Genomic DNA, 26,160 nt, shown 5'->3' on the forward strand with positions numbered 1-26,160 from the left:
ATGTTCCGGCGCGCGCGCCGGCCCGATTGATCCCGTTTGAGGTGATGACATGCGTATGAGTTTCTTGTCCCGGGCTGCCGGTCTGGCATGTCTGGCCGGAGTGGCAGCCGTTGCTGCATTTCCGGCAGCCGCGCAGCAGGGCAAGTGCCCCGAACCGGGCGCTAACAGCTTCTCCGTCGTGCGCGATCAGCCTTTCATCAAGGCCGATGTGCAGCGTGATGGCAGCCAGATCATGGTCAAGACCACATCCGTGGTCGATGGCAAGACATCCCAGGTTCAGACCCGGTTCGATCGTGGTCTCCTGCCGGTGATCCGTGCGGACCAGAGCGGCCTCATCCGCCAGAGCTTCGGGCCTATCCCGGATGATTTCTGGAGCTTTACCGTCGGTCAGGAAATTTCGGTCCCCGTTACGGTCGACATGCGCGGCCAGGAAAAGTTCGAAGGCACGCACCGGATCACGGTCGAGAGCATCCGGACGCTGGCCGTGGGCGATTGCGAGTATGACGTGGCCATGCTGCTGCAGGACACGGATCTGGGCTTTACCCGGCTGGTGTTCCGGCAGGCCTATTCACCCCGCCTCGGGTTCGTGCTCGCGGCCCAGAGGATTGATCCGGCGAACGGGGAAACGCTGTCCTTCGTTTCCTATGACCGGATCGAGGCGCAGTAGGACTTGAACCGCGCCCGCTTTCCTGTCTGTGCGCCGTGCTGAACAGCCTGCAAACCCTCATTCTGGTTCTGACCGTGCTGGCCACAGCGGTGATGGCGGCATCGGCAGCGATTCAGGCCGTACGCAGCGAATTCGATCCCGTCGGGGCCATCTTCCTTTCCGTGGTCACAGCCGTAGGCGGCGGAACGCTGCGCGATCTGCTGATCGGGGCGACGCCGGTTTTCTGGCTGCAGGATGTGACCTACCTGACCACGGCAGTGCCCGTCGGCCTGATCACCTTCTTTCTGGCGCGGCGGATGGCGATCGGGACGGGCCGGCGGCAGAAGCTGCTGGCCTATCTGGATGCCGTGGGGCTGGCGCTGTTCACGCTGGTCGGCATCAAGGTCGCGCTGGCCAACGGCATTCCGGCCCATTTCGCCGTCGTGCTCGGCTGCATCACGGGGATCGGGGGCGGCATGTTCCGGGATGTGCTGTGCGGGTTCACGCCGATTGTCCTGCGCAAGGATCTGTACGCCACGCTCTCGCTGGCAGGCGGCGCGCTTTACATCCTGTTGTCGGAATATCTGACGGACCAGATCAGCGTCACCGTCGCCTTTCTGGTGATTGCCATCTCGCGCATCATCGTCGTCGCCCGGACGCCGGTCGAGACCGTCTAGCTTTCGGTTTCCTCGCGCAGCAGTTCGATCTCCAGCCATTCCTCTTCCGCCGCGGAGTGGCGGGCGAGGGCGGCTTCCAGTTCGACCGTGACCGCCTTGAAACGGTCCGGATCCCGGGTGAACAGCGTGGGATCCTCGATCTCCGCCTGCAACCTGCCAACCTTCTTTTCCAGCGTTGCGATTTCGCCCGGCAGTTTCTCCAGCGCGTACTTCTGCTTGTTCGTCAGGCGTGGCGCTGGTTTCCGGTTCTCTGCGGTGGTCGGCTGTTTCTTCTTCGACGGCGCCGAGGATCGGGCCTTCTCCGGAGTGCTGGCCCTGCGCTGCCGCATCATGTCTGTATAGCCGCCGGCGTAGACCTGCCAGCGCCCATCCCCCTCATAGGCCACCGTCGAGGTGACGATCCGGTCGATGAAGTCGCGATCGTGGCTGACCAGCAGCACCGTGCCGGCGTAGTCGGACAGGATTTCCTGCAGCAGGTCCAGCGTTTCGATGTCCAGATCGTTTGTCGGTTCGTCGAGCACCAGCAGGTTCGAGGGGCGGGCGAGGGCGCGGGCCAGCATCAGACGGCCCCGCTCCCCGCCGGAAAGGGCCGAGATCGCGGTGGGCCGCTGCTTCGGGTCGAACAGGAAGTCCTTCATGTAGCCGATCACGTGGCGCGGCGTGTCGCCGACCATCACCTGATCGCCGCCGCCGCCGGTCAGCGCATCGCCCAGCGACATGTCCGGGTCGAGACTTTCCCGCCGCTGGTCCAGCGTCGCCACTTCCAGTTTGGTGCCGATGCGGACGGTGCCGCTGTCGGGCTCCAGATCCTTCAGCAGCATCTTCAGCAGCGTCGTTTTGCCCGCGCCGTTGGGACCGACGACACCGATCCGGTCGCCGCGCAGCACGCGCAGGCTGAAATCGCTGACGATGGGACGTTGGTCGTAGGTCTTGGAAATGCGTTTGGCTTCCAGCACCAGCTTGCCCGAGGCCTGCGCCTCGGACGCCTCCATCTGCACCTTGCCCTGCGCGCGGTCGAAGTTGCGCCGGGTGTCGCGCAGATCGTGCAGCGCCCGCAGGCGGCCCATGTTGCGCTTGCGACGGGCGGTGACGCCCTTGTGCAGCCAGTCGGTCTCGGACGCGATCTTGCGGTCCAGCTTGTGGAGCTGTTCCTCCTCCATCTCGATGGTCTCGTCGCGCCAGGCCTCGAAATGGGTGAAGCCCTTTTCCAGCTTCCGGGTCGTCGCGCGGTCCAGCCAGATCACGGCGCCCGTCAGGTTCTGCAGGAACCGGCGGTCATGGCTGATGATCACGATGGCCGAATTCATGCCCTTCAGCTCGGCTTCCAGCCACTCGATGGCGGGCAGGTCCAGATGGTTCGTCGGTTCGTCCAGCAACAGGATATCCGGATTGGGGGCCAGCGCCTGAGCCAGCGCCGCGCGTCGCGCCTCGCCGCCGGAGAGATTTTCCGGATCCTCGTCGCCGGTCAGGCCGAGCTGTTCCAGCAGATAGCTGGCGCGATAGGGATCGTCGCCCCCGGTCAGACCGGCCTGCACATACGCCATCACCGTCGCATGACCGGCCAGATCCGGTTCCTGCCGCAGATACCGGATCGTGGTGCCGGGCTGGCGGAAGATGTCGGCCTCGTCCGCATCGACCGTACCGGCGGCGATCTTCAGCAGTGTGGATTTGCCGGACCCGTTGCGTCCGACCAGCGCCAGCCGCTCTCCGGCCTCGACAGCCAGTTCTGCACCGTCCAGCAAGGGCTTGCCGCCGAAGGTCAGGTGGACATCACGAAGGTGGAGAATGGGGGGCATGAATTACGGGCAATCCAGTTGTGTCATCCCCGCCAAAGCGCGGGGATCGGGTTCAGGACAGATCTCCAATCGGCACCCGATCCCCGGGTCTCACTGCGTTCGATCGGGGATGAAGCGGGGCGACGCCTGTTATTTTCTATCCCACCAGCTTCTTGTAGCGAATCCGGTGCGGCTGGTCGGCATCGTCGCCCAGGCGTCGTTTGCGGTCGGCTTCGTAGTCGTCGAAGTTGCCTTCGAACCATTCAACGTGGCTGTCGCCCTCGAAGGCCATGATGTGTGTGACGATGCGGTCCAGGAAGAAGCGGTCATGGCTGATGACCAGCGCGCAGCCGGCGAAGCTCTCCAGTGCCTCTTCCAGCGCCCGCAGGGTCTCGACATCCAGATCGTTGGTTGGTTCGTCCAGCAGCAGGACGTTTGCGCCCGAACGCAGGGTCTTGGCCAGATGCACGCGGTTGCGCTCACCGCCCGAAAGCTGTCCCACCTTCTTCTGCTGGTCGCCGCCCTTGAAGTTGAACGAGCCGACATAGGCGCGCGACTGCATCTGCCGTTTGCCCAGTTCGATCACGTCCAGCCCGTCGGAGATTTCCTCCCAGACATTCTTGTTGGGATCCAGTGCGCCACGGCTCTGGTCCACATAGCCCAGCTTGACCGTGTCACCGATCTTGATGGTGCCGCTGTCCGGTTCTTCCTGCCCTGTGATCATCCGGAACATGGTGGACTTGCCCGCACCGTTCGGACCGATGATGCCGACGATGGCGCCCGGCGGGATCTTGGCGGTGAAATCGTCGATCAGGAACTTGTCGCCGAAGGCTTTCGAGACGCCGTCGAACTCGATGACGTTGCCGCCCAGACGCGGTCCCGGCGGGATGTAGATCTGCATGTCGGCACGACGCTGCTCGCTGTCGGCGGACAGCAGTTCCTCGTAGGCCGAGATGCGGGCCTTCGACTTGGCCTGCCGGGCGCGGGGGCTCTGGCGCATCCATTCCAGTTCCTTGGCCAGGGTGCGCTGACGTGACTTGTCCTCGCGCTCTTCCTGCTTCAGGCGCTTTTCCTTCTGTTCCAGCCAGCCGGAATAGTTGCCCTCGTAGGGAATGCCGCGCCCACGGTCGAGTTCCAGAATCCACCCGGCGACGTTGTCCAGGAAGTAGCGGTCATGGGTGACGGCCACGACCGTGCCGGGATAGTCGTCCAGGAACCGCTCCAGCCATAGCACGCTTTCGGCGTCCAGGTGGTTGGTCGGCTCGTCGAGCAGCAGCATGTCGGGGCGCGACAGCAGCAGACGGGCCAGCGCGACACGGCGGCGTTCACCGCCCGACAGTTTCTCCACGCTCCAGTCGCCGGGCGGGCAGCGCAGCGCGTCCATGGCGATCTCGACCTCGCGGTCCAGATCCCACAGGTTCATGGCGTCGATCTGTTCCTGCAGCTTGCCCTGTTCCTCGATGGTGGCATTCATCTCGTCGTCGTCCATGCGTTCCGCGAACTTCATGGAGACCTCGTTGTAGCGGTCCAGAATGGCTTTCTTTTCAGCCACGCCGTCCATCACGTTTTCTAGGACGCTCTTGGCTTCATCCAGCTCCGGCTCCTGACGCAGATAGCCGACATTTACGCCATCGGCCGCCCAGGCCTCGCCGTTGAACTCGGTGATGTCGCCTGCCATCACCTTCAGCAGCGTCGATTTGCCCGATCCGTTGATACCTAGGACGCCGATCTTCGCGCCGGGCAGAAACGACAGGTGGATGTCTTTCAGGACAGTCTTTCCGCCGGGCCAGGTCTTGGACAATCCCTGCATGGTGTAGACGTACTGATAGGCCATGGACATGTTCTCCGACCGAGGGACAAGGGGGAAGCCGCCTTCTAGCCGATGGCGTCATGAGAGGCAATTGGCAGAACCCCTGTCAGGCGGGTTTCATTGCCAATGGCTGAACGCCAGCAGCATGTCGATCGCCACGCCGTCGGTGGACAGCGGCAGATCGATACTCTCCAGCGTGATGAAGTTCCGCTCGTTGTCGGGCGCGCCGGCGACGGTGCGGCAAGGCTGACCGGTTGTCAGCGCGGTCCTGGGGCCGATGGTGAGTGTCTCGAAATGCTCTTCGGAGTATAACTCGCTCCAGACCCGTCCCGTGGAATCGCGTCCCATCACACCGGTCACATGCGTGCCGATCAGCCGCCATCTGAAATCGGGTGGATTCGTGCTGATGATGTCGATCAGCAGAACATAGGGCAGCAGGTGCCGGGGCATCGTCAGCGGATCGACGTCCCGGCGCAACGGGTATGGCCGTTCGCCGCGCAGCCGATCCCAGTAGGCGGCACCATCGCGGATGATCCGGCTTTCGAACGCCGTATCCTTCTCGTCTGCGGCGGGCAGTCCGGTCTGGACCTCTGGATGTTTTGACAGGATAGACACTGTGTCCTGCTTGCCTCCGGCGTCGTAGAGTTCATTCGGGTTGCGCTGGGCTGCGAATGTCTGCCTACGACTAGCAAGAATCGGGAGGAGATGGAAATGCGCGCGCATGACAGAAAGGCACAACTGGCCAACAGCGGGCATCATTGTCACTGTGCGTCGCTGCGGAGTTCGTTCCTGAGAGGTCCCGGCCATGGATGCTGACAGACTTGCCCGACTGAGAGAGAAATATGCCGACGCGCTGGGCGGGGACGTGCACGATCCGGCCATGAAAAAGGTCGTCGACCTGGTTTTCGCGGACCCGCAGCGCCGCAAGCCGCCCTATTCGGGCATTCCGACCCTGCTGGATGCGAAGATGGCCGAAGGGCTCGACGGATTGGATGTCGCCCTGATCGGCGTGCCGATGGATCTGGGGGTGACCAACCGCCCCGGTGCGCGCTTCGGCCCGCGTGCCCTGCGTGACATCGAGCGGATCGGTCCCTACCACCACGTCCTGAAGCGTGCACCTTTCGCTGAAATGACAGTGGCCGATGTCGGTGACGTGCCCTTTCGCAGCCGGTTCAGCCTGGACATGTGCATGGAAGATATCGAAAGCTATTACCGGGACGTGAAGGCCGCAGGAGTGCGGCCCCTCTCCGTCGGCGGGGATCATTCCATCACCTATCCGATCATGCGGGCGCTCGGCGCGGATCGACCGCTCGGCATGGTGCATATCGACGCCCACTGCGATACCGGCGGCGAGTACGACTACTCGAAGTTTCACCATGGCGGCCCGTTCCGGCAGGCCGTGCTGGACGGCGTGCTGGACCCGGAACGCTGCATCCAGATCGGCATCCGCGGATCCTCGGAGATGATCTGGGAGTTTTCCTACGACGCCGGGATGACGGTGCTGCATGTCGAGGATGTCGGGCGGATGGGCATCGATGCGGTCGTGGCGAAAGCGCGCGCGGTCGTCGGCGCGGGGCCGACCTATGTCACATTCGATGTGGACGGCATCGATCCGGCGTTCACACCGGGGACCGGTACGCCCGAAGTGGGTGGGCTGACGCCGCGCGAGGCACAGGGCATTCTGCGCGGTCTGGATGGTCTCGATATCGTCGGTGGCGATGTGGTCGAGGTTGCCCCGCAGTACGACCCATCAACCAACACTGCGCTGACAGCCGGACAGATTCTTTTCGAGATTCTGACCGTCATGGTCCGCCGGTCACCGAATGAAGCGGACGGTCTGCGCCATTCTGTCTCTTAGAAGCGCGCGCGTTTCAGGTCATATTCGGCGCGGGATCACATAACGGATTGAGGAGAACACCATGTCGAGTGAAGGACTTCACGCCCCCCGCGAACGTCTCAGCAAGAAGACGCTGCACATGCACCACGCGATCGTTTCCCTGATGGAAGAGATGGAGGCCGTCGACTGGTACCAGCAGCGGGCCGACGATTGCGATGATGAATCGCTGAAGGAAATCCTGTTGCACAACATGCGAGAGGAGATGGAGCACGCGGCCATGGTGATCGAATGGATCCGCCGCAACAGCGACGAATTCGACGGCTTTCTGAAAGAGTTTCTGTTCAAGGACGGCGAGATCGCCGATCACTGACGGTCGGGATCATGATGTCGGCAGTCATCTCCCGGGCCTACGGTCTGCTGGCAGCGGATGACGAGGGGCGCGTCTGCAAGGACATCCCGGAAAGCGCCTGCAACGATCAGCCGCAGAACTTCATGCGGCATGTTGTGGCCCTGTCATCGACCAAGCTGGGTGACGGCATTTTCGACCCGAAGCTCGTGTTGACGTGGCTGATGGGCGCGCTCGGGGTGCCGGTCTACCTGACCGGTGCGCTGGTGCCCCTGCGCGAGGCAGGCGCATTGCTGCCTCAGCTTTTCACGGCGGCCTATATCCGATCCATGCCGCAGCGCAAATGGGTCTGGGCCGCGGGCGCGGTGGTTCAGGGTCTGTGTGCTGCCGGCGTCGGCGCTGCGGCACTGACACTGGAAGGTGCGACCGCCGGATGGGTGATCGTGGCGCTGGTGGCGATCTTTGCCATCGGCCGCAGTGTGTGCTCGGTCAGCTACAAGGACGTGCTGGGCAAGACGGTCTCCAAATCCACCAGAGGCACGGCGACCGGCACGGCGGGCAGCGTTGCGGCGGTCGGGGTGCTTCTGTTCGGAATTCTGATCGGATTCGAGATCGTTCCGCTGGAACCGCTCACGATTGCCATCGCACTGTTCGTTGCAGCCTGTCTGTGGGGTTTTGCGGCACTGGTTTTCACGACACTCGCTGAAGAGAAAGGCGCGACGGAGGGCGGTGGAAATGCGTTCGGCGTCGCCGTGCAGCAGTTCGGCCTGCTGACCGAAGATCGTCAGCTGGTGCTTTTCATCGCAGTCCGCGGACTGCTGGTGTCGACGGCGCTGGCACCGCCTTACCTGCTGGCCCTGACCGGATCCGATGAAGCGCGGTCACTGGGCGATCTGGGCCAGTTCGTCATTGCGTCGTCGGTTGCCGCGATCATCGGCGGCTATGTCTGGGGGCGCCTGTCGGACCGATCCAGCCGCAAGACACTGATTGCCTCCGGCGTGCTGGCTGCCGCGACCCTGCTGACGACCGCCGGTGCGGAAATCACCGGGAATGCCGGGCTGGCCTTCCTGCTGCCCGGATTGCTGTTCGTGCTGATGCTGTCCTATCAGGGCGTTCGGCTTGCCCGGTCGACGCACCTGACCGACATGGCCACGCAGGATACGCGCGCGGCCTACACGGCGCTGTCCAACACGATCATCGGCGTGCTGCTGCTCGCGGCGTCCGGCGTCGGAGTCCTCGCAGCGGCGTTCGGAACGCTTTTCGTGCTGTTCCTGTTCGCGGGTATGAGCATTGCCGCCGCCCTGCTGGCAATCGGTCTCGACGAAGTACAGGCCGACGGATGACCGACATTCACAGCAGCATACATCACGCGCTGTCTGTCATGCTGGACGTGGCGGCGCGACCTGTCTCGTCAATCCGGCTGGAAACGCTCTTCAGGGAACTGTCAGATCCGTCGTCTGCCGATCTGCCTTTCGAGATCGAGGACCTGATCTGGGCCGTCTGGCACGATCATCATGACCGAGAGCCTGCGGAGTTGATGGAGCGGGTGATTGGTCACATTGCGGCCCGCAGCGACGATGACGCCGAAGAGGGGTTGAGCGTACTGCTTCAGCGCTGGCCCGACTGGGCCGAGCCCTGGAACAAGCGGGCGACGCTGCGCTTCCTGCAGGGGCGGGATGCCGAAAGCGTCGCTGATATCGCCGAGACCCTGCTGCGAGAACCGAGACACTTCGGCGCGCTGGCGGGCTTCGGGCAGATATGTCTGCGCAACGGCGATGATCGTTCGGCGGCGCTCGTCTTCGATCGTGCCCTTGAGGTCAACCCGCACATGTCCCAGATCAGAGGTCTGCGAGCACGCCTGGGTGCTGGCCGGCAGGAGATGAACTGAACGATGCTCAAACTGTTTTTAGCCGGTCTGGCCATTTCGATGGCGACCCTGACGGTGGGGTGCTCGGGTCCGGCACCGTCCCAGGCCGCCGAGACCTCACTTGAGGGAGCGATCCTGAACCCGTCTACAGGCGACCGCCTGTCGTTCGAGGATGTTCTGGAAGAGGCCCGCGCGGCGCGCTTCGTGATGCTGGGCGAGAAACACGACAATCCGGCCCACCATCGTATGCAGGCGCGGATACTGGAAGGTATTGCCGCCGACGGCAGAAAACCCGCCGTCGTGTGGGAGATGATTCCCTTTTCGAAGGAGGCGGTGCTTGCCGCCTACCTGTCGGGTGACAGCGCGACGCCCGCAGGTCTGGGCGCGGCACTGAACTGGGACGCGAGCGGCTGGCCGGACTGGGTCTTCTATCAGCCGATCGCGAAAGTCGCGATGGATGCAGGGCTGAAGCAATATGCCGGCAATATCGACAGCGCGTACGTCAGATCGGTGGCCCGCGAAGGATTTTCCGGACTGCCGGATCCGACCTCCCGTACGCTGGCAAGCAAGGCCCGCTGGACCGAGAACGATGAAACCGCGCTGAACGCCGATCTGGTCGACAGCCATTGCGGTTTCATGCCCGACGGCATGCTGGGGCCGATGAACAGTGTGCAGCGCGGGCGGGATGCTGTGATGGCCGCCAGCCTGCTGGAGGCTGACGTCGGCGACGGGGCTGTGCTGATCGCGGGCAATGGCCATGTGCGGGCGGACCGGGGTGTGCCGCGTTATCTGGAGCCGGAACGGAATGTTCTGTCGATCGGCCTGATCGAGGCGGTGGACGGCGAAACCGACCCCATGGCCTATCTCGAGGCGGTGGATCAGTTCGACATTGTCATCTTCACATCCCGGGTGGAGACACCAGATCGCTGTGCAGAACTGGAAAAGAGGTTCGGCAAGCAGAACTAGGGCGGAAACAGTCTGAATGGAACCATTCACACTGTTTTCAAGAATGGCAACCACCTGTGCGAGTTGCGTTATTTCGATTTCATGGTGATTCCATGAAAACGAAAAACGCTCTAGTCAGCATCGCTCGGTGTAACCGCCGGCATATCCGGCGCACGCGGGATTGACGCTTTCTGGGTCGAGCGGTTCAGGCTCGGCACATGCAGACAGCAGAGCGAATGCGATCGCGACAGGCAGCAAATGGACGATGCGCAGCATGATTATCACCTCCAGTACTGACACGGGTACGAAACGATGAAGCTGAATGGACCATGGTCGGAAGAGAAAATCGGTGCCTATCTGGGCGAGACGCGCCTGCCGGTCAGACTCGCAGCAGCCGGAACTTCAGGCGGACCCATGGTGGTGTCGCTTTGGTATCTGTGGCGTGACGGTGCGCTGTGGTGCGCATCGACGGACAATGCCGCGGTCGTGAAATCGCTGAAGAAGGATCCCGTGTGCGGCTTCGAGGTGGCGCGGGAAATGCCGCCCTATTTTGGGGTTCGCGGACAGGGCCGGGCGGAGATTCTCGACGATGGCGACGGTCTGCTGCGCGAACTCTATGCCCGCTATGGCGGCGCCCCGGATCACGGTTTTGCCGACTGGCTGCTGAACCGGGACGAAAGGGAAGTCGCGATCCGTATCGCGCCCGACCGCATGATGAGCTGGGACTACCGCGACCGGATGCGTGGTGCTTTCACGCCCGAGGCGGACGACTGAAGCGCCCTGTTCCGATCAGGCAGGCTTGCGCGTGTCGAAACTGATCTTCTCGTCCTGATAGTAGCGACTGTGCCAGATGCCCTCGCCGGGCTCGTCACCGACCGGCAGGCGCCAGGTACGGACCTTTGCATCGGCCAGCACGACGCGAAAAAGTCCCCGGCGTTCGTTGATCGTGTTGTCGACATAATCGTCCGCATCCTTCGCGGGCACATAGCGCCGTGCCATGTCCCGGTAGAGGTCGCGCCATGCATCATCCTCGCCCACGTCGTGGACCAGTTCGGCGACGCCGTCGATCATGACCTTGCGATAGGGCAGGGGCTGCTCGTCGATCACCAGCGATACGCGTGGATCGTTGCGCAGGCAGGCGAACCACTCCGCCTTTTCGCGCGGCGTGAACCAGATGGCACCGTCGTGATGGATGAACCAGAGCGGAGTCACCAGCGGGCTGCCGTCCGGCCTCACCACGGCGATCTTCATGATCACGCGCTTTTCCTGCAGGAAGGTTTCGCGTTCTTCTCTGGTGAGACGGGGCATGCGGGTTTCCTCAGGCTGCCTTCGAGCGGCGATCATCGCCCCGATAGGCGTCCGGGTCCACCTCACGCGTCATCTCCCAGTAGTCGACCAGGCGGAAGGGCGTGACCGAATACACGCGCCCCGCCTTGTTCCGGTAATAGGTCGACATGCCCGGATGCGACCAGACCATCTTCTCATGCCTTTCGTCGACTTTCGCGCACCAGTCTTCCTGGGCGTCCATCGTGGCCTCCAGGACCTCGGGGCCGCCGTCCATCATCAGCTTCAGCGCCTGCGTGATGTAGTGGGCCTGACATTCGGCGATGAAGATCGCGCTGCCGCCGTGGCCCAGGCCGGTGTTCGGACCCTGCATGATGAACATGTTGGGGAAGTTCGGAACCGAAATGCCCAGGTAGGCCCGTGCATCCTCGTCGGCCCACTGGTCCTCCAGACTGATGCCGTCGCGCCCGGTCAGATTGAGGCGCGCCGCCATCAGCGACAGTTTGAAGCCGGTTGCGATGATGACGATATCGGCTTCCCGCTCGGTGCCGTCGCGCGTGCGAATGCCTTTTGTCGTGATGCGGTCGATGTCATCGGTGATCAGTTCCGCCTGCGGCCTCTTGATGGCCCTGTACCAGCCATTGTCGAGCAGGATTCGCTTGCCGTAGGGCGGGTAGTCCGGCATCGATTTCTCGATCAGATCGGGTCGGTCGGCGAGTTCCTTCCTGATGTGCTCGGCCATCTCGATCCGATGCCGTTCGTTGGCGCGGTTCAGCGATCGCTCGGGGTGTTCCCAGTCCGGATCGATGAACAGTGTCGGCAGCAGACCGTCGCCGTAGCGCCACAACATCGTGAACCGCACCCAGTTCGCGTAATAGGGCACATTCTCCAGCAGCCACTGAGCACCGGGTCCGATGTCGTCGTGATAGCGCGGGATCGGGCGCGCCCATTGTGCGGTGCGCTGATAAATCTGCAGTTCCGCAACCTCGTCGACGATCGACGGCACGACCTGCATCGACGATGCGCCGGTGCCGATGATGGCGACGCGCTTGTCCTTCAACTCCAGATCGTCGGGCCAGAGCGCGGTATGGAAGATCGGGCCTTCGAAATCGTCGATGCCGTCGATGGGCGCGATGGACGGCAGGCTGAGCTGGCCGATCGCGCTGACCAGAGCCGCGGTCTTCAGTGTCTCGGACCCATCAGGTGTCGAGAGGTTCACTTCCCAGACGCCTTCCTGTTCGACCCACCGTGCATTCATGACCTCGGTGTGGAAGCGGATCTCGTCGATCAGTCCGAACTCATGCGCCGAACGTTCGAGATAGTCATGCAACTGGTCACGCTCGGAGAAATAGCGCTTCCAGGGGTAGGGACTGGCGTTCGAGAACGAATAGGCGTGGTTAGGCGTATCGACGCCACATCCGGGGTACCTGTTCTCGTACCATGTGCCGCCGACACGATCGTTGCGCTCGACGATGGTGAACGGAATGTCCAGCGCCTTCAGGCGCGATGCCAGCGCCAGCCCGCTGGCCCCTGCACCGACGATGAGCGCCGGATAGCGGTCGAGCCTGGTCCGGCTTGCTGGGCGCTGCCAGTCGCTGGTCTGTTCCTGCAGGCCGATCTGTTCGCGCATCATGGGCGCGTATTCTTCCGGGATGGCCTCGCCCTGAGCCACGCTCATCATCCGGACCATCTGCGCGTCGCCGGGATCGGCCACCCGGGCCGTGATGCGGGGCTGCGTCAGGACGTCGAGCGCGGCTTCTCTCAGTTCGGCCCGCACATCGTCGGGAAGTCCCGCATCTTCGTCCGCGATCAGCTTCACGTCGCGCTTGGGTCGGTACGGCGCTTCCAGCCATTTCTCATCACCGGTGAACTGGAACAGGATCAGTGGCAGGATCCGGTAGTCGGCTTCCTCAAGCGCAGTCTCAAGATTCTCACGCGGCAAACCGTCGAAACTCTTCATGGTCATGGCAGCAGTTCCTCCCAGAGTCTGGCGACAACTATACCAATCAGATCAAAAATATACCAGTCAGTACGAAAACCATCGTATTGCGTGGTAACACGCTGATGTGAAACGAAAAAGGGCCGCGCAACGCGCAGCCCTTCAGCATCTCTTCAAGCCTGCGGGCAGGCTTACTTGATTTTGGCTTCCTTGAACTCGACATGCTTGCGCGCGACGGGATCGTACTTCTTCATGACCATCTTCTCGGTCAGGTTCCGGGGGTTCTTCTTGGTCACGTAGTAGTAGCCGGTACCGGCGCTGCTCACGAGTTTGATCTTCTGAACGACGGGCTTTGCCATGGATCGTCTCTTCTCAAAGCTGGAAATCTGAAAGGCGGAACATAGTCAGGTCGCAGCCCGTGTCAAGCGTATCAGGCATCCACGTCGTCGACATCGGCCTGGCCCGAAATACGGCGCCGCACGTGGCTCCAACTGACGCCGATCGCCATGGTCGTCGTGATGGCCAGCAGCGATACCCAGATCAGCAGGATCTCGTTTTCGGGATCCAGGACGCGCAAATCCGCCAGGATCCAGATGATCACCGCGAAGAAGGCCGCGACCAGCACGATACCGACGATCCCGATGGATCGGAAGGTGGCGCGCAGGAAGATCACATAGCCCACCAGCAGCACCAGACCGGCCAGCGCCTTGTAGGGCAGGTCGGCCTCCAGATCCGACATCACCCAGCTGACGAAATTGTAGGGTGTCGGATTGTACGTCACCATCACCAGAATCAGGGCGATGATCCACCGCTGTAAGAAGCCGCTCAGGCTGAAACTCATATGACAGGTCCGACTCTGCTATGCGGCTTCGACGTTGACAGCCGTGTCATGGAACAGGCCCCCGCCGACGGGTGCGCCGGGCTCGGCGCTGGTCAGCGTGTTGATGCCCATGCCGTCGACGAAGGCCGCGTTCGGCCAGACCGATTCGACCACGACCACGCCGCCGCGCAGGCCTTCCTCGATCTCGGCATGCAGCCGCACGGAACCGCGTTCGTTCGAAAGCCGCACCAGCGACCCGTCCGTGATGTTCAGACGATCCGCGTCGGCCTGACCGATCTTCATCGTCGGCCGGGCTTCGCGCTTCTTCGACGTGGGCGTTTCGGTGAAGGATGAATTCAGGAAGTTGCGTGCCGGGCTGGTTGTCATGCGGAAGGGACGCTCATCCGTCGCCTTGTCCTCGCGGGCCCAGTAGTCGGGGAACGCCGGCATGCTTCCCGGTGCACCCTCCGGGCCGAAGCCCTGAGGAGCCGCTTCGCCCCAGTTCGGGCTGAAACGGAACTTGCCGTCCGGATTGCCGAAGCCGTTCAGGAAGTGCGATGTCTCGAAATCGGGCTGCACGTCGATCCAGCGCTGGGCCTTCAGTTCCTCGTACCCCGGCCAGCCGGAGTTCGTCAGCGTCCAGTCGATGATTTCCTCGGGCGTCATCTGAAACCCGCGATGCTCGGCCCCCAGACGTTCCGCCAGTTCGACGATGACATCGTGGTTGCTGCGGCATCCCTCGGGCGCGTCGATGATCTTCGGTCCCAGCAGAATGTGCTGATGCCCGCCGCCCTGGTAGAGATCGGTGTGTTCCAGGAACATGGTCGCAGGCAACACGACATCGGCGAACTGCGCGGTCTCGGTCATGAACTGCTCGTGGACACAGGTGAACAGGTCTTCCCGCATCAGACCCTTGTGCACCTGATTCAGGTCGGGCGCGACCATGGCCGGATTGGTGTTCTGCATGAACAGGCCCATCACCGGCGGCCCGTCGCCCAGATCGCGTCGGTCGCCGTTCAGGATCGGACCGAGACGCGACTGGTCCAGAATACGGCTGTTGCGTTTCGGCGCATCCAGTCCCTCGATCAGCGACCGGTCCCAGTGATAGATGGCGCCATTGTTGTGGAACGCACCGCCGCCTTCGTGCTGCCATGATCCCAGAACGGCGGGAATTGACAGCGCCGCGTGCATGTTGACCGAGCCGTTGCGCCCGCGCGTGAAGCCGTAGCCGAGCCGGAAGAACGTGCGCGGCGTGGTGCCGACCAGCTTCGCGAACGCCTCGATCTCCTCGACAGGCAGGCCGGTGATCTCGGCGGCCCATTCCGGCGTGCGGGTTTTCAGATGCGCTTCCAGGCCGGCCGGATCGTCGGCGAACCGGGCCATGTATTCCCGGTCGGCATAGCCGTCACGGAAGGCGATGTGCATCACCGCGCAGGCCAGCGCCCCGTCCGTACCGGGCTTCAGGATGATCCCCATGTCGGCCTGTTCGACCGTGCCGTTGCGATAGACGTCAATGGCGACGATCTTGGCACCGCGTTCCTTGCGGGCCTTGATGGCGTGTGTCATCACGTTGACCTGCGTGTTCACCGGATTGGTGCCCCAGATCACCACGCAATCGGACTTCGCCATCTCGCGCGGGTCGACGCCGGCGAGCTTGCCGGTACCCGCGATATAGCCTGCGAAGGCCATCGAGGTGCAGAAGGTGCCGTGCATGCGGCTGTAGCCCTTGGCGTGACGCAGGCGGTTGATGCCGTCGCGCATCACCAGGCCCATCGTACCGGCGTAGAAATACGGCCAGACCGCTTCAGGACCGTGTTCCGCCTCGATCTCCAGAAGCTTCGACGCGGTGAGTTCCATGGCCTCGTCCCAGCTCGCCTCGCGGAACTGTCCCGATCCCTTCGGACCGGAGCGGATCATCGGTTTGGTCAGCCGGTCCGGATGGTGTACCCGTTCGGCATAGCGGGCGACCTTCGCGCAGATGACGCCATCGGTGTAGGTGTTGTCTTTGGACCCGCGCACGCGCCCGATGTGAGTGGGCGAGAGCACCTCGACCTCCAGCGCACATGTAGAGGGACAATCGTGCGGACATGCCGAATAGGCGGTTGTGACCGGCGCGTTCATGGCTGTGACTCCCTGAAATCTCAGGAACTACACCTAACGCCCGTCGACCGCAGCGGCAAGCGTCCGCGTCAGCTATCGGCGCGCTGGCTGAAATAACGTTCCTGATTGGTCCGCCGGTCGGCCAGCCGCCACGGCTCGTCCGGTCGCCAGTTCATCAGACGCAGGAAATAGCGCTCCAGTTCGCCATCCTTCACGTCCAGATCGATGATGTTGAGGCATGCGGTGTCCTGTTCGAACCGTGCGAGGCCTTCCAGTCCGCCGCCGGTCAGCCATGAGAACACGGCGCGGTTCACGCCCCCATGGGCGACCAGCAGCATCGTGTTCCAGTCATCCTCAATCAGCAATTCCATGATCGCCTCGCTGACCCGCGCGTAGAAATCGGCAAAGGGTTCGCCAAGCGCGAAACGCATGCCAGGCTCGGCGGCCCGCTCGAATGCATAGACCATGTCCGTCAGCGACTGTTCGCGGCTGAGCATCTGCCCGCCGCCCGACTTGATCTCGCGCAGGCGGGGAATGACCTCCAGCTTCGGTTCGGCGCGCCCCTCCATCACGCCTTCGGCTGTCTGCACCGTGCGCAGCAGACCCGTGCAGACAGCGCGATCGAATTCGATGTCCGACAGCGCCTTGCCCATGGCCCGGGCCTGCTTGTGGCCCAGATCGGTCAGCGGCACCTTGTCGGGGTCTGCGACGCGCTGGCCCTGATCGTCATAGTAGCGGACGTCGCCATGACGCATCAGGTAGACGCGTCGGCGGTTGGCTCCCAGTTCGGTCATGATCGGTTTCTCCCCTTGGTGCTGGGTCGTTCCAGGGCTCTGAAAAAGGTGCATCCGGCAATCGTGACGTTCATGCTACCGCCGTTTGCTCTTCTTCTTCAGACTCGGTTTGCCGCCGCGCTTGGGCAGGTTGCGCGGCCGCCCCTGCTGTTTGCGCGGGCCGCCCGGCCGGGCCTTCGACGCGGGCTGGTTCAGCATTTCGAACAGCAGGCCGCCGGTGACCGGTGCCGCTTCCTTCAGGCGAACGCTGACAGGCTGCCCCATCCGGTAGGTGTTGCCGGTGCTCCGGCCCTGCAGGATCTTCCGGTCTTCGTCCAGGTCGTAGAAATCGCTGCCCAGATTGCGCATCGGGATGAGGCCTGAGGCCCCCGTCTCGGTCAGCGTCACGAACAGTCCGGCGCGGGTGACGCCGGAAATGCGCGCCGAGAACTGCGCGCCGACCTGATCCTGCATGAAGACGGCGGTGAAGCGGTCCATGGCGTCGCGTTCGGCCAGCATCGCACGGCGTTCGTGTGCCGATACCATCTCGGCGAGATCCTGGATCTCCTCAATCTTCATCGCGCCCAGCCCATCGTTGCCGGCATTCAGCGCGTCGATCAGAGCACGATGGACCAGCAGATCGGCGTAGCGCCGGATCGGCGAGGTGAAATGCGCGTAGCGGCGGAGCGCCAGTCCGAAATGACCCTGATTGTCGGTGCCGTAATAGGCGGGTGTCTGACTGCGCAGCACCGCCTCGTTGATCATCGCTTCGGCGTCGGTGCCTTTCGCCTTGTGCAGCACGCGGTTGAAGGTCTTCGGCTCGACCTTCTCGCCAATGGTGAAGGGGATGTCGAGGGTGTCCAGCATCTCCTTCAGCCCCTTCAGCTTCTCCCGGTCGGGCGGCTCGTGGATGCGGTAGACGCAGGGTTTGCCGCGGCGCTCCAGGGTCTCGGCCGCGCAGACATTGGCGAGGATCATCATCTCCTCGATCAGCTTGTGCGCGTCCAGCCGCTCGCGCGGGACGATGGCGCGGATGAAACCGTCCGCACCGATCTCCGCGCGACGTTCGGGCATTTCGATGTCCAGCGTGCCACGTTTGGCGCGTGCCTTCTCAAGCGCGGCATAGGCCCCGTAGAGCGGCTTCAGAACCGGCTCGACCAGTGGTCCGATGCCATCGGCGATCTCACGGTCCTCTATCGCGGCCTGTACGGCTTCATAGGCGAAATTGCCGGCCGAGCGCATCAGTCCGCGCATGAACTTGTGGCGCAGCTTCCGGCCATTGCGGTCGATCACCATATCGACGGCCATCACGGGCCGCACTTCGCCGGGCATCAGCGAGCAGAGATCGGCAGACAGTGCTTCGGGCAGCATCGGCGATACGCGGTCGGGGAAGTAGGTGGATACGCCCCGTTCCTGTGCCGCCTTGTCCAGCGCCGAACCGGGGCGGACGTAATGCGCGACGTCCGCAATGGCGACGATGATGCGGAAACCGCCCTCGTTCTTCGGGTCCGTGTCGGCTTCGGCCCAGACGGCATCGTCGTGGTCGCGCGCATCGGACGGGTCGATGGTGATCAGCGGGATGTCGCGCAGGTCGACACGGCCCTTCAGTCCGGTGACCGGCTGCGCTTCGGCGGCTTCACCCAGCGCTTCGGGGCGGAAGCTGTCGGGAATGTCATGGTTCTCGATGGCCAGCAGCGAGATGGCCTTCGGACTGTCGAAGCTGCCGAGCACGTCGACGACTTTCGCCAGCCGCGGTCCCATGGGGCGGCCCGGAAGACTCTCCACGATCACCAGATCGCCGGATTTCGCGCCGCCCAGATCGCCGGGCTTGATGTGCATCTCCTGCCGCAGCTTGCGATTGGTCGGCTGCACGCGGCCTTCGGCACCGACCATCTGCAGCACACCGGTGACCGTGCGCGGCGTGATCTCCAGCCGTTTCATGGCACGGGCTTCGTAGCCGCTGCGGCGTTTGTGCAGGCGGCACAGGAACTGGTCGCCGGGCTTCGGGGAGGGACCGCGCACCGTGTCCGGATCCAGTTCGATGCGCGGGCTTTCGGCGTCTGCGTCCCATGTCGTCGGACGGCACAGGATGTCGCCGTCGCGGGTGGTTTCGACGATGGTTATCACTGAAACGGGCGGCAGCCGGCCCGGTGGGCGGCCCTTGTCCTTGGTCTCGACCGCCCGCTCGGCTGTCACTTCCTTCATGATCTTCTTCAGCCAGATCCGGTCCTGGCCCTTGATGCCGAAGGCACGGCTGACTTCGCGTTTGCCGGCAGTACCGCCGGACTCATCGATGAACTTTCGGATTTCCTGTTTCGTCGGGAGTGGGGTGTCGGTCACTCGCCCTCAGCTTTCTTCGGTGCCGCCTTCTTCTTCGCGGCAGGTTTCTTCTTGGCTGCCGCTCTCTTCTTCGGCGCAGCCTTCTTCCTGGTGCCCGCCTTGGCGGCGCGTTCCGCGATCAGCCGCACGGCTTCCTCCATGGAAATCGACTGCGGGTCGATGTCCTTCGGAATCGTCGCATTGATCTTGCCGTGCTTCACGTAAGGTCCATAACGGCCTTCCAGCACCTTGATCTCGCCGCCTTCATCCGGGTGCTCGCCCAGGTCCTTCAGCGCCTTCGGGGCTGCCCGGCCGCCGCGCGTCTTCGCCTCGGCGATCACGGTCACGGCGCGGTTGATGCCGATATCCAGCACCTCGCGCCAGTCGGGCAGGTTCGCGTATTTCTTCTCGTGCTCGACGAATGGTCCGTAACGCCCGATGCCGGCGGTGATCGGATTGCCCGATTCCGGATGCGGCCCGATCTCGCGCGGCAGGGCGATCAGCTTGATCGCCAGTTCGTGGTCCACGTCGTTCGGTTCAAGACCCTTGGGCAAGGAACAGCGCTTGGGCTTCGGCCCGCCCTTTTCCGCCTCGCCGAGCTGGAGATAGGGGCCGTAGGGGCCGACCTTCAGCCAGATCATCTCGCCGGTGGCCGGATCCACGCCGATCTCGCGGTCGCCTTCCATGGCGGCTTTCTGGTCGTTTTCGCTGCCGCCCAACTGGCGGGTGAACTTGCATTCCGGATAGTTCGAACAGCCAAGGAACGCGCCGAACTTGCCCAGGCGCAGGCTTAGCGAACCGCCTTCGCAGTTGGGGCAGGCCCGCGGGTTGGAGCCATCTTCCCTTTCCGGGAACAGCGACGGCGCGAGGAAATCGTTCAGCGCATCCAGAACCTCGGTGATGCGCAGTTCCTTGGTGTCGTCCACCGACGCCTTGAAGTCCTTCCAGAAGCGCCGCAGCACCTCCTTCCACTCGATCTTGGCGGAGGTGATGTCGTCCAGTTCCTCTTCCAGCGAGGCCGTGAAATCATATTCCACGTAGCGCGGGAAGAAGTTGGACAGGAACGCGGTCACGACGCGGCCCTTGTCCTCGGGCATGAAGCGCTTCTTGTCGAGCTTCACGTATTCGCGGTCCTGCAGCACCGAGATGATCGAGGCATAGGTCGAGGGACGACCGATGCCGAGTTCCTCCAGGCGCTTGACCAGTGTCGCTTCCGAATAGCGCGGCGGCGGCTGCGTGAAGTGCTGCGCCGGATCGACGGCCTTGCGCTCCAGACCGTCGCCTTCGGTCAGTTTGGGCAGGCGCTTGTCGTCGTCGTCGTCCTTCGCGTCGTCGCGGCCTTCCTCATACAGTTTCAGGAAACCGGGAAACTCGACGACCGTGCCCGTCGCGCGGAACACGATGTTGCCGCCGTCGCCGGGAATATCGACGCCGGTCTGGGCCAGTCTCGCGTCCGCCATCTGGCTGGCGACCGTGCGTTTCCAGATCAGATCATAAAGCTTGTGCTGTTCGGCGCTCAAAAACTGCCGCATCTGCGCCGGCGTGCGCGACGCGTCGGTCGGCCGGATCGCTTCATGGGCTTCCTGCGCGTTCTTGGCCTTGGTTTCATAGTGCCTTGGGCGCGAGGGCAGAAAGGATGTGCCGTATTCGGCGTTCACGGTCTCCCGAATGGCGTCGATCGCTTCGGCGGCCAGCTGCACGCCGTCCGTCCTCATGTAGGTGATCAGGCCGACCGTCTCGCCGTCCAGTTCGATGCCTTCGTACAGTTTCTGCGCGACCTGCATGGTCTGCCGCGCGCCCATGCCCAGCTTGCGCGATGCCTCCATCTGCAGGGTCGAGGTGATGAAGGGCGGCGCGGGACGGCGGCTGGTCTGCCGTGTTTCGATCTCGCCGACCCGGAAGTTCGATTTCAGAGCGCGTTCGACCAGCGCCCTGGCCTCGGCTTCGGTCGAAATGCTCAGCCGGTCCAGTTTCTCGTCATCGACACGGGCCAGCCGGGCTTCGAATTCGGAGCCGTCTTCCGATTTGAACCGGGCCGTGATCGACCAGTATTCGCGCGGCTTGAACTTCTCGATCTCAAGTTCGCGTTCGACGATCAGGCGCAGGGCGACCGATTGCACACGACCCGCCGACCGTGCGCCCGGCAGCTTGCGCCAGAGCACCGGGCTGAGGGTGAAGCCCACCAGATAGTCCAGCGCCCGCCGGGCCTGCTGCGCGTTGACCAGATCCATGTCGATGTCGCGCGGATTCTCCATCGCGTTCAGGATCGACTTCTTGGTGATCTCGTTGAAGACAACGCGTTCGACTTCGACGGATTTCTTGATCGCACGCCGCTTTTTCAGCGCTTCCAGCACGTGCCAGGAGATGGCCTCGCCCTCGCGATCCGGGTCGGTGGCCAGCACCAGCTTGTCGGCATCCTTGACCGCATCGGCGATGGCTTTCAGATGCTTGGCCGACTTGGGATCGGCCTCGTACGTCATCTCGAAATCTTCCTCGGGCCGGACCGAACCGTCCTTGGACGGCAGGTCGCGCACATGCCCGAACGACGCCAAAACCTTGTACCCGGAGCCCAGGTACTTGTTGATGGTCTTGGCTTTTGCGGGGCTCTCGACGACGACGACGTCCATGATTTCCAACATGCTGGAGGAAGGGCGCTGAGGCCCTGTTGATGATCTGGAAAATGGGGAAAGGGTGAATCCGTGTCAACGGGGCGTCTTCACAGAACGGTCAGTCAGGCCTTTTCGAGCGCATACCGGTTGCCCGCATGGCGCTGGACCTGACCGACGATTTCCAGTTCCAGCATGATCGTATTGAAGACCGGTGCGGGCAGGCCGGTGGCGCGGATCAGGGCGTCGGCGTCGGTGGGTTCGACCGACAGGGATTCCAGGATGGCGCGGCGCGCCTGATCCTCGTCGCCGGGCTTCAGCGGTTCCGACGCCGGCATGGCCCGCGGTTCCGGTGATGCCGTCGGCGCGCGCAGGACGAAGAGGTCCTGGGGTCCCAGTTCCTCCAGGATATCGTCGGCGCTTTCGACCAGACGTGCACCGTCGCGGATCAGCCGGTTGGCACCGCGCGCCCTGGGGTCCAGCGGTGAGCCGGGGATCGCGAAGACGTCGCGTCCCTGTTCCCCCGCCTGCCGCGCGGTGATCAGCGAGCCGGAGCGGAGCGCCGCCTCGACCACCAGCACGCCCTGTGACAGGCCTGAGATGATCCGGTTGCGTTTTGGAAAATGGCGGGCGCGGGGCTGCGTGCCGAACGGGGATTCGGCGACAATCAGCCCCTCGACGGCCATGCGCTCGTGCAGTTTCCGGTTTTCGGGCGGATAGATGACGTCGATACCGCCCGCAATCGCGGCGATCGTCCCGGTTTCGATGCTCGCCTCGTGCGCTTCCGCATCGATGCCGCGCGCCAGACCCGACACGATCACCAGACCGGCCCGCCCCAGTTCACCCGCGATCTTCCGGCAGAGCGCCCGCCCGTTGGCGGAGGCGTTGCGCGCGCCGACAATGGCCAGTGCGGGCGAGGAGAGATGCTTGATATCGCCCTGTATGGCCAGAACGGGCGGTGCGCCCTCGGCGGCTGCGAGCAGGGGCGGATAGAGCGGGTCGCCCAGCATCAGGAACCGGGCGCCGAACTTCTCGGTGGCCTCCCATTCACGTTGGGCCTCGGCATCGGTCGCGATCCTCAGCTTCCTGCGTCCTGCCTTCGCCGCGATGTCCGGCAGGGCATCCAACGCATCGACCGCCGACCCGAACCGGGCCAGCAGCCGCCCGAAATTCACCGGTCCGACGTTCTCACTGCGTATCAGGCGCAGTCGCGCCAGGCGCTCCCTGTCTGTATCCGCATGGTCCATGGCGGGACTATCGCATTGGCTGTGCGCTTGCCCAAGAGGGCAGTGAGGCAAGAAAAAGGCCCCCGCATGACTTGCGGAGGCCTTGTTCTGATCGCGTTCGGATCTGGCGTCAGGCAGCCTTCTGGCTGTTCCGTTTCCGGACGACATCCAGCATATGGTCGGCACCGGAGATTTCGAACGGATCGCCGTCCACGTCATCGCCCTTGCCGGGTTCCTCGAAGGTTTCGACGATCTCGCCGTCCTCGACCAGCATCGAATAGCGCCAGCTGCGATATCCGAAGCCGAGATTGTCCTTTTTCACCAGCATGCCGATCTTCGACGTGAACTCGCCGGTGCCGTCGGGCAGCAGCGTGACCTTTTCAGCGCCGATGTGCTTGCCCCACTGATACATCACGAAGGCGTCGTTCACCGACACGCAGATCACCTCGTCGATACCTTCCTTCATGAAGGTCTCGTGCAGTTCCTCGAACCGGGGCAGATGCGTCGAACTGCACGTCGGCGTGAATGCGCCCGGCAGGCCGAAGAGCACGACACGCCGGCCCTTGAAGATCTCGTCGGTCGTACGGTCCTGCCAGCGGAAGGGATTCGGTCCTTCGACGGACTCGTCGCGGACACGGGTCTTGAAGGTAACGGAAGGGACACGCATGTCGTTTCTCCTGTCTGAGTTTGAAACGTTTTGTTCGATAGGCCGTATATGGGACTCGCATGCTCACCGTCAATACGAATTAGAATTATTTTAATTTATGGAGAGGCGAGCTGGGTAAATGCCTGAAATCAGCGCTTCGCTTTCACCCCCGGAAAGCGGATCATGCGGCGATCATCGAAGTACAACCAGGGAAGGACGCCGGATGCTGGATGTCGTCCGCGAAGCCGCAACGACGCGACTCACACTGAACAGGCCCGAACGTCGCAATGCCCTGACGCCCGAGCTGTCGGCGGCGATACATGCCGCCGTGATATCTGCCGATGCCGATCCCGAATGCCGGTTGATCGTGATCCGCGGAACAGGGGGAAATTTCTGCGCGGGCCGCGATCTGTCCGGCGACATGGCACCCCGACCGCTGGCCGAGATCATGGCCACGGACAGGCTCTGGGCGGACATCTTCCGGGTGCTGGACCGCAGCAGCAAGGTCTCGCTGGCGGTGGTCGAAGGGTACGCTGTCGCCGGCGGATTCACGTTGGCGATGGGGTGTGATTTCGTGATCTCCACACCCGGCGCGCAGTACGGTGCCGCCGAGATGCGAAACGGGTTCCCGGCGGCGGTGAACACGCCGATCCTGACGCATCTGGTCGGTCGCAGGATGGCGCTGGAACTGCTCATGTTCGGCGACATGGTCGGTGCCGAGCGGCTCTGGCAGATGGGGCTGATCAATGAAATCTCGGATGATGAGGCCGCGATTGACTCCCTGGCCGGGGCATGGATCGACCGGCTGCTCGCGGTCGATGGCGAAGCCATGGCGCTCACCAAGGAAAACCATCGCCTGGCGCGAACCGCACCGCTGTCCGAGGCGCTGACGGCGGGGGCACAGCAGAACGCGTTGCTGAACGCGTCAGGCGTGTTCCGGGAGGGGGCCGCCCGCTTCAAGGAGGCCCAGGCGAGGCGACGCGGCACTGAATAGCGTTTCCGATGAACTGATAGAGCGCTTGTGAACGGCACCGCGGTTGTCCCCGGTATCTCTTTCCGTCAGCATCGGAACCGAAAACCGAAAGGAAGAACTGATGAAATTCGCACGTTTTCTGATCGCCGCCTGCATGATCGCGGGCCTGAGTTCCGTCGCTGCGGCGGCCGAAGATGGCCTGATCCGCAAGCAGAGCGCCAACGGGGTCTATCAGACCATCGACAAGCTGAAGGCCGCCCTGGAATCCAAGGGGCTGACCATCTTTGCGGATATCGATCACAGCGCCGGTGCGAAACGCGCGGAACTGGCGCTTCGTCCCACACGCCTGCTGATCTTCGGCAATCCGAAGCTGGGCACGCCGCTGATGCAGGCCGCTGCGACCACGGCGATCGACCTGCCCCAGAAAGCGGTCGCCTATCGCGATGACGATGGCAAGGTCTGGCTGGTGTACAATGATCCGATGTACCTGAAACAGCGTCACGCTATTGAAGGTCGCGACGAGGTGCTGAAGAAGATCGCCGGCGCGCTGGACAATTTCACGGATGCCGCGATCAAATAGGCGCCATTCGGGAATTCCGCTTGCACCGCGATAGGGACACGCGCCTTATCGCAGCATGAAGATGACCAGCGAAAACATGCGTGGTGCCACGCTGATGATGCTCTGCATGGCGGGGTATGGCATCAACGACGCGCTGATCAAACTGGCCGGGGAGGCAGTGAGCCTGCCGCAGGCCATCTTCTTCCGCGGTCTGGTCGCGACATCGCTGCTGGTTCTGCTGGCGTGGCGCAAGGGCGCTTTCCGGAAAGCCGTCGGGCGGCGCGACCGCCGGATCCTGGTTTTCCGGATCATCGGCGAGGTCGGCGGGACTTACTGTTTCCTGCAAGCGCTGTTCAACATGCCGATCGCCAACGCCACCGCGATCCTGCAGTCGCTGCCCCTGGCCGTTGCGCTTGCCGGAGCCGTCTTCCTGGGCGAGCGCGTCGGCTGGCGGCGCTACAGCGCCATCCTTGTCGGCTTCGCCGGTGTGATGATCATCGTACGCCCAGGGTTGCAGGGGTTCGACGCGCACGCCTTCTGGGCGCTGGCCGCCGTCGGATTCATCGTCCTGCGGGACCTGCTGACCCGCCAGTTGTCCAGCGACGTCCCCTCCGTTCTGGCGGCAATGATCACGGCTGCCGTCATCACGACCATGGGGGCCGTCATGCTGCCCTTCTACGAATGGAAACCGCTTCAGGCCGCGCCGCTGGGCTTTCTGGCAGTGGGCGCGTGCTTCCTGATCGGCGGCTACCTGTTTTCGATCTCGGCCATGCGCACCGGCGATGTCGGCTTCGTGTCGCCCTTTCGCTACACGATCCTGATCTGGGCGATCCTGACCGGCATCATCATCTTCGGTCACGTGCCGGACGTTCTGACCTTTGCCGGCGCCGCCATCGTCGTCGCGACCGGCATCTATACGTTCTACCGCGAACAGAAGGTCGGCCGTCGTGCGGCACAGGCAATGGCACCCGCACAACCGGAGGGGCTCCGGAAGTTCAGATAGCGTCCACGT

25 protein-coding genes are annotated in these 26,160 nt (G+C 63.3%); 11 read left to right on the forward strand and 14 right to left on the reverse strand.

The annotated features are described in order from the left end of the window. Positions 1–55 precede the first annotated feature (55 nt). Positions 56–667: a hypothetical protein gene (locus tag ACN0X7_RS02060; RefSeq protein ID WP_417513577.1), complete on the forward strand. Its 612-nt coding sequence runs from the start codon at positions 56–58 to the stop codon at positions 665–667. 35 nt (positions 668–702) lie between these two features. Further along, the gene (locus ACN0X7_RS02065; RefSeq protein WP_417513579.1) at positions 703–1,323 is read left to right on the forward strand and encodes a trimeric intracellular cation channel family protein; all 621 of its coding nucleotides are present in this window, start codon (positions 703–705) and stop codon (positions 1,321–1,323) included. Here ACN0X7_RS02065 and ACN0X7_RS02070 read toward each other — a convergent pair. The 3 genes from ACN0X7_RS02070 to ACN0X7_RS02080 all read right to left on the reverse strand — a co-directional run bounded on the left by ACN0X7_RS02070 (position 1,320) and on the right by ACN0X7_RS02080 (position 5,523). After that, complete coding sequence (locus ACN0X7_RS02070; RefSeq protein ID WP_417513581.1) at positions 1,320–3,119, reverse strand: ATP-binding cassette domain-containing protein; 1,800 nt, start codon at positions 3,117–3,119, stop codon at positions 1,320–1,322. The genes ACN0X7_RS02065 and ACN0X7_RS02070 overlap by 4 nt on opposite strands. A gap of 136 nt (positions 3,120–3,255) precedes the next feature. Then, complete coding sequence (gene ettA / locus ACN0X7_RS02075) at positions 3,256–4,932, reverse strand: energy-dependent translational throttle protein EttA (RefSeq protein ID WP_417513583.1); 1,677 nt, start codon at positions 4,930–4,932, stop codon at positions 3,256–3,258. A gap of 93 nt (positions 4,933–5,025) precedes the next feature. Further along, on the reverse strand, positions 5,026–5,523 hold the full coding sequence (locus tag ACN0X7_RS02080) for a PAS domain-containing protein (protein ID WP_417513585.1): 498 nt from the start codon (positions 5,521–5,523) through the stop codon (positions 5,026–5,028). Positions 5,524–5,713: 190 nt separating this feature from the next. Between ACN0X7_RS02080 and speB the strand changes: the two genes are divergently transcribed. The 5 genes from speB (at position 5,714) to ACN0X7_RS02105 (ending at position 9,924) form a co-directional block, all read left to right on the forward strand. Next, positions 5,714–6,766: an agmatinase gene (speB, locus tag ACN0X7_RS02085; RefSeq protein WP_417513587.1), complete on the forward strand. Its 1,053-nt coding sequence runs from the start codon at positions 5,714–5,716 to the stop codon at positions 6,764–6,766. A gap of 61 nt (positions 6,767–6,827) precedes the next feature. Next, the gene (locus ACN0X7_RS02090; protein ID WP_417513589.1) at positions 6,828–7,115 is read left to right on the forward strand and encodes a ferritin; all 288 of its coding nucleotides are present in this window, start codon (positions 6,828–6,830) and stop codon (positions 7,113–7,115) included. An 11-nt stretch (positions 7,116–7,126) separates the two neighbouring features. Continuing rightward, a complete protein-coding gene (locus tag ACN0X7_RS02095) occupies positions 7,127–8,434 on the forward strand; it encodes an MFS transporter (protein ID WP_417513591.1) in 1,308 nt (435 codons plus the stop codon). Then, positions 8,431–8,979, forward strand: coding sequence for a tetratricopeptide repeat protein (locus ACN0X7_RS02100; protein ID WP_417513593.1), 549 nt, complete (start codon positions 8,431–8,433; stop codon positions 8,977–8,979). Before ACN0X7_RS02095 ends, ACN0X7_RS02100 begins: the two co-directional genes overlap by 4 nt. A 3-nt stretch (positions 8,980–8,982) precedes the next feature. Next, the gene (locus ACN0X7_RS02105) at positions 8,983–9,924 is read left to right on the forward strand and encodes a ChaN family lipoprotein (protein WP_417513595.1); all 942 of its coding nucleotides are present in this window, start codon (positions 8,983–8,985) and stop codon (positions 9,922–9,924) included. Positions 9,925–10,038: 114 nt separating this feature from the next. On the opposite strand, the gene ACN0X7_RS02110 is transcribed toward ACN0X7_RS02105, so the two are convergent. Further along, complete coding sequence (locus ACN0X7_RS02110) at positions 10,039–10,179, reverse strand: hypothetical protein (RefSeq protein WP_417513597.1); 141 nt, start codon at positions 10,177–10,179, stop codon at positions 10,039–10,041. A 36-nt stretch (positions 10,180–10,215) separates the two neighbouring features. On the opposite strand from ACN0X7_RS02110, the gene ACN0X7_RS02115 reads away from it, so the two are divergent. Next, entirely contained in the window at positions 10,216–10,677 is a 462-nt protein-coding gene (locus ACN0X7_RS02115; protein WP_417513599.1) for a pyridoxamine 5'-phosphate oxidase family protein, read from the forward strand. Between the two features lie 15 nt (positions 10,678–10,692). On the opposite strand, the gene ACN0X7_RS02120 is transcribed toward ACN0X7_RS02115, so the two are convergent. The 10 genes from ACN0X7_RS02120 to ACN0X7_RS02165 all read right to left on the reverse strand — a co-directional run bounded on the left by ACN0X7_RS02120 (position 10,693) and on the right by ACN0X7_RS02165 (position 23,637). After that, positions 10,693–11,211 (reverse strand): pyridoxamine 5'-phosphate oxidase family protein, encoded by a 519-nt coding sequence (locus tag ACN0X7_RS02120; RefSeq protein WP_417513601.1) that lies wholly within the window; start codon positions 11,209–11,211, stop codon positions 10,693–10,695. A gap of 10 nt (positions 11,212–11,221) precedes the next feature. Next, a complete protein-coding gene (locus ACN0X7_RS02125) occupies positions 11,222–13,153 on the reverse strand; it encodes a flavin-containing monooxygenase (RefSeq protein ID WP_417513603.1) in 1,932 nt (643 codons plus the stop codon). Positions 13,154–13,317: 164 nt separating this feature from the next. Beyond that, positions 13,318–13,485 (reverse strand): 50S ribosomal protein L33, encoded by a 168-nt coding sequence (rpmG, locus tag ACN0X7_RS02130; RefSeq protein ID WP_417513605.1) that lies wholly within the window; start codon positions 13,483–13,485, stop codon positions 13,318–13,320. A gap of 71 nt (positions 13,486–13,556) precedes the next feature. Beyond that, positions 13,557–13,967, reverse strand: a complete 411-nt coding sequence (locus ACN0X7_RS02135; RefSeq protein WP_417513607.1) for a DUF6524 family protein — start codon at positions 13,965–13,967, stop codon at positions 13,557–13,559. 18 nt (positions 13,968–13,985) lie between these two features. Further along, positions 13,986–16,067: a molybdopterin-containing oxidoreductase family protein gene (locus ACN0X7_RS02140; RefSeq protein WP_417513609.1), complete on the reverse strand. Its 2,082-nt coding sequence runs from the start codon at positions 16,065–16,067 to the stop codon at positions 13,986–13,988. Positions 16,068–16,135: 68 nt separating this feature from the next. Beyond that, a complete protein-coding gene (locus tag ACN0X7_RS02145) occupies positions 16,136–16,840 on the reverse strand; it encodes a histidine phosphatase family protein (protein ID WP_417513611.1) in 705 nt (234 codons plus the stop codon). A gap of 75 nt (positions 16,841–16,915) precedes the next feature. Then, a complete protein-coding gene (gene rnr / locus ACN0X7_RS02150; protein WP_417513613.1) occupies positions 16,916–19,159 on the reverse strand; it encodes a ribonuclease R in 2,244 nt (747 codons plus the stop codon). Beyond that, positions 19,156–21,765 (reverse strand): type I DNA topoisomerase, encoded by a 2,610-nt coding sequence (gene topA / locus ACN0X7_RS02155; protein WP_417513615.1) that lies wholly within the window; start codon positions 21,763–21,765, stop codon positions 19,156–19,158. The genes rnr and topA overlap by 4 nt, the downstream gene beginning before the upstream one ends. Positions 21,766–21,869: 104 nt before the next feature. Beyond that, positions 21,870–22,991 carry a DNA-processing protein DprA gene (gene dprA / locus ACN0X7_RS02160; RefSeq protein WP_417513617.1) on the reverse strand — a complete coding sequence of 374 codons (1,122 nt, stop codon included), beginning with the start codon at positions 22,989–22,991 and terminating at the stop codon, positions 21,870–21,872. A 109-nt stretch (positions 22,992–23,100) separates the two neighbouring features. Then, on the reverse strand, positions 23,101–23,637 hold the full coding sequence (locus ACN0X7_RS02165; protein ID WP_417513619.1) for a peroxiredoxin: 537 nt from the start codon (positions 23,635–23,637) through the stop codon (positions 23,101–23,103). A 202-nt stretch (positions 23,638–23,839) separates the two neighbouring features. Between ACN0X7_RS02165 and ACN0X7_RS02170 the strand changes: the two genes are divergently transcribed. The 3 genes from ACN0X7_RS02170 to ACN0X7_RS02180 all read left to right on the forward strand — a co-directional run bounded on the left by ACN0X7_RS02170 (position 23,840) and on the right by ACN0X7_RS02180 (position 26,151). Then, the gene (locus ACN0X7_RS02170; RefSeq protein ID WP_417513621.1) at positions 23,840–24,610 is read left to right on the forward strand and encodes an enoyl-CoA hydratase/isomerase family protein; all 771 of its coding nucleotides are present in this window, start codon (positions 23,840–23,842) and stop codon (positions 24,608–24,610) included. 100 nt (positions 24,611–24,710) lie between these two features. Further along, positions 24,711–25,169 (forward strand): DUF302 domain-containing protein, encoded by a 459-nt coding sequence (locus tag ACN0X7_RS02175; protein WP_417513623.1) that lies wholly within the window; start codon positions 24,711–24,713, stop codon positions 25,167–25,169. A gap of 61 nt (positions 25,170–25,230) precedes the next feature. Then, a complete protein-coding gene (locus ACN0X7_RS02180; protein ID WP_417513625.1) occupies positions 25,231–26,151 on the forward strand; it encodes a DMT family transporter in 921 nt (306 codons plus the stop codon). The last annotated feature ends 9 nt before the right edge of the window (positions 26,152–26,160 follow it).

This window comes from Minwuia sp. (assembly GCF_048263705.1).
Lineage (GTDB): Bacteria > Pseudomonadota > Alphaproteobacteria > Minwuiales > Minwuiaceae > Minwuia.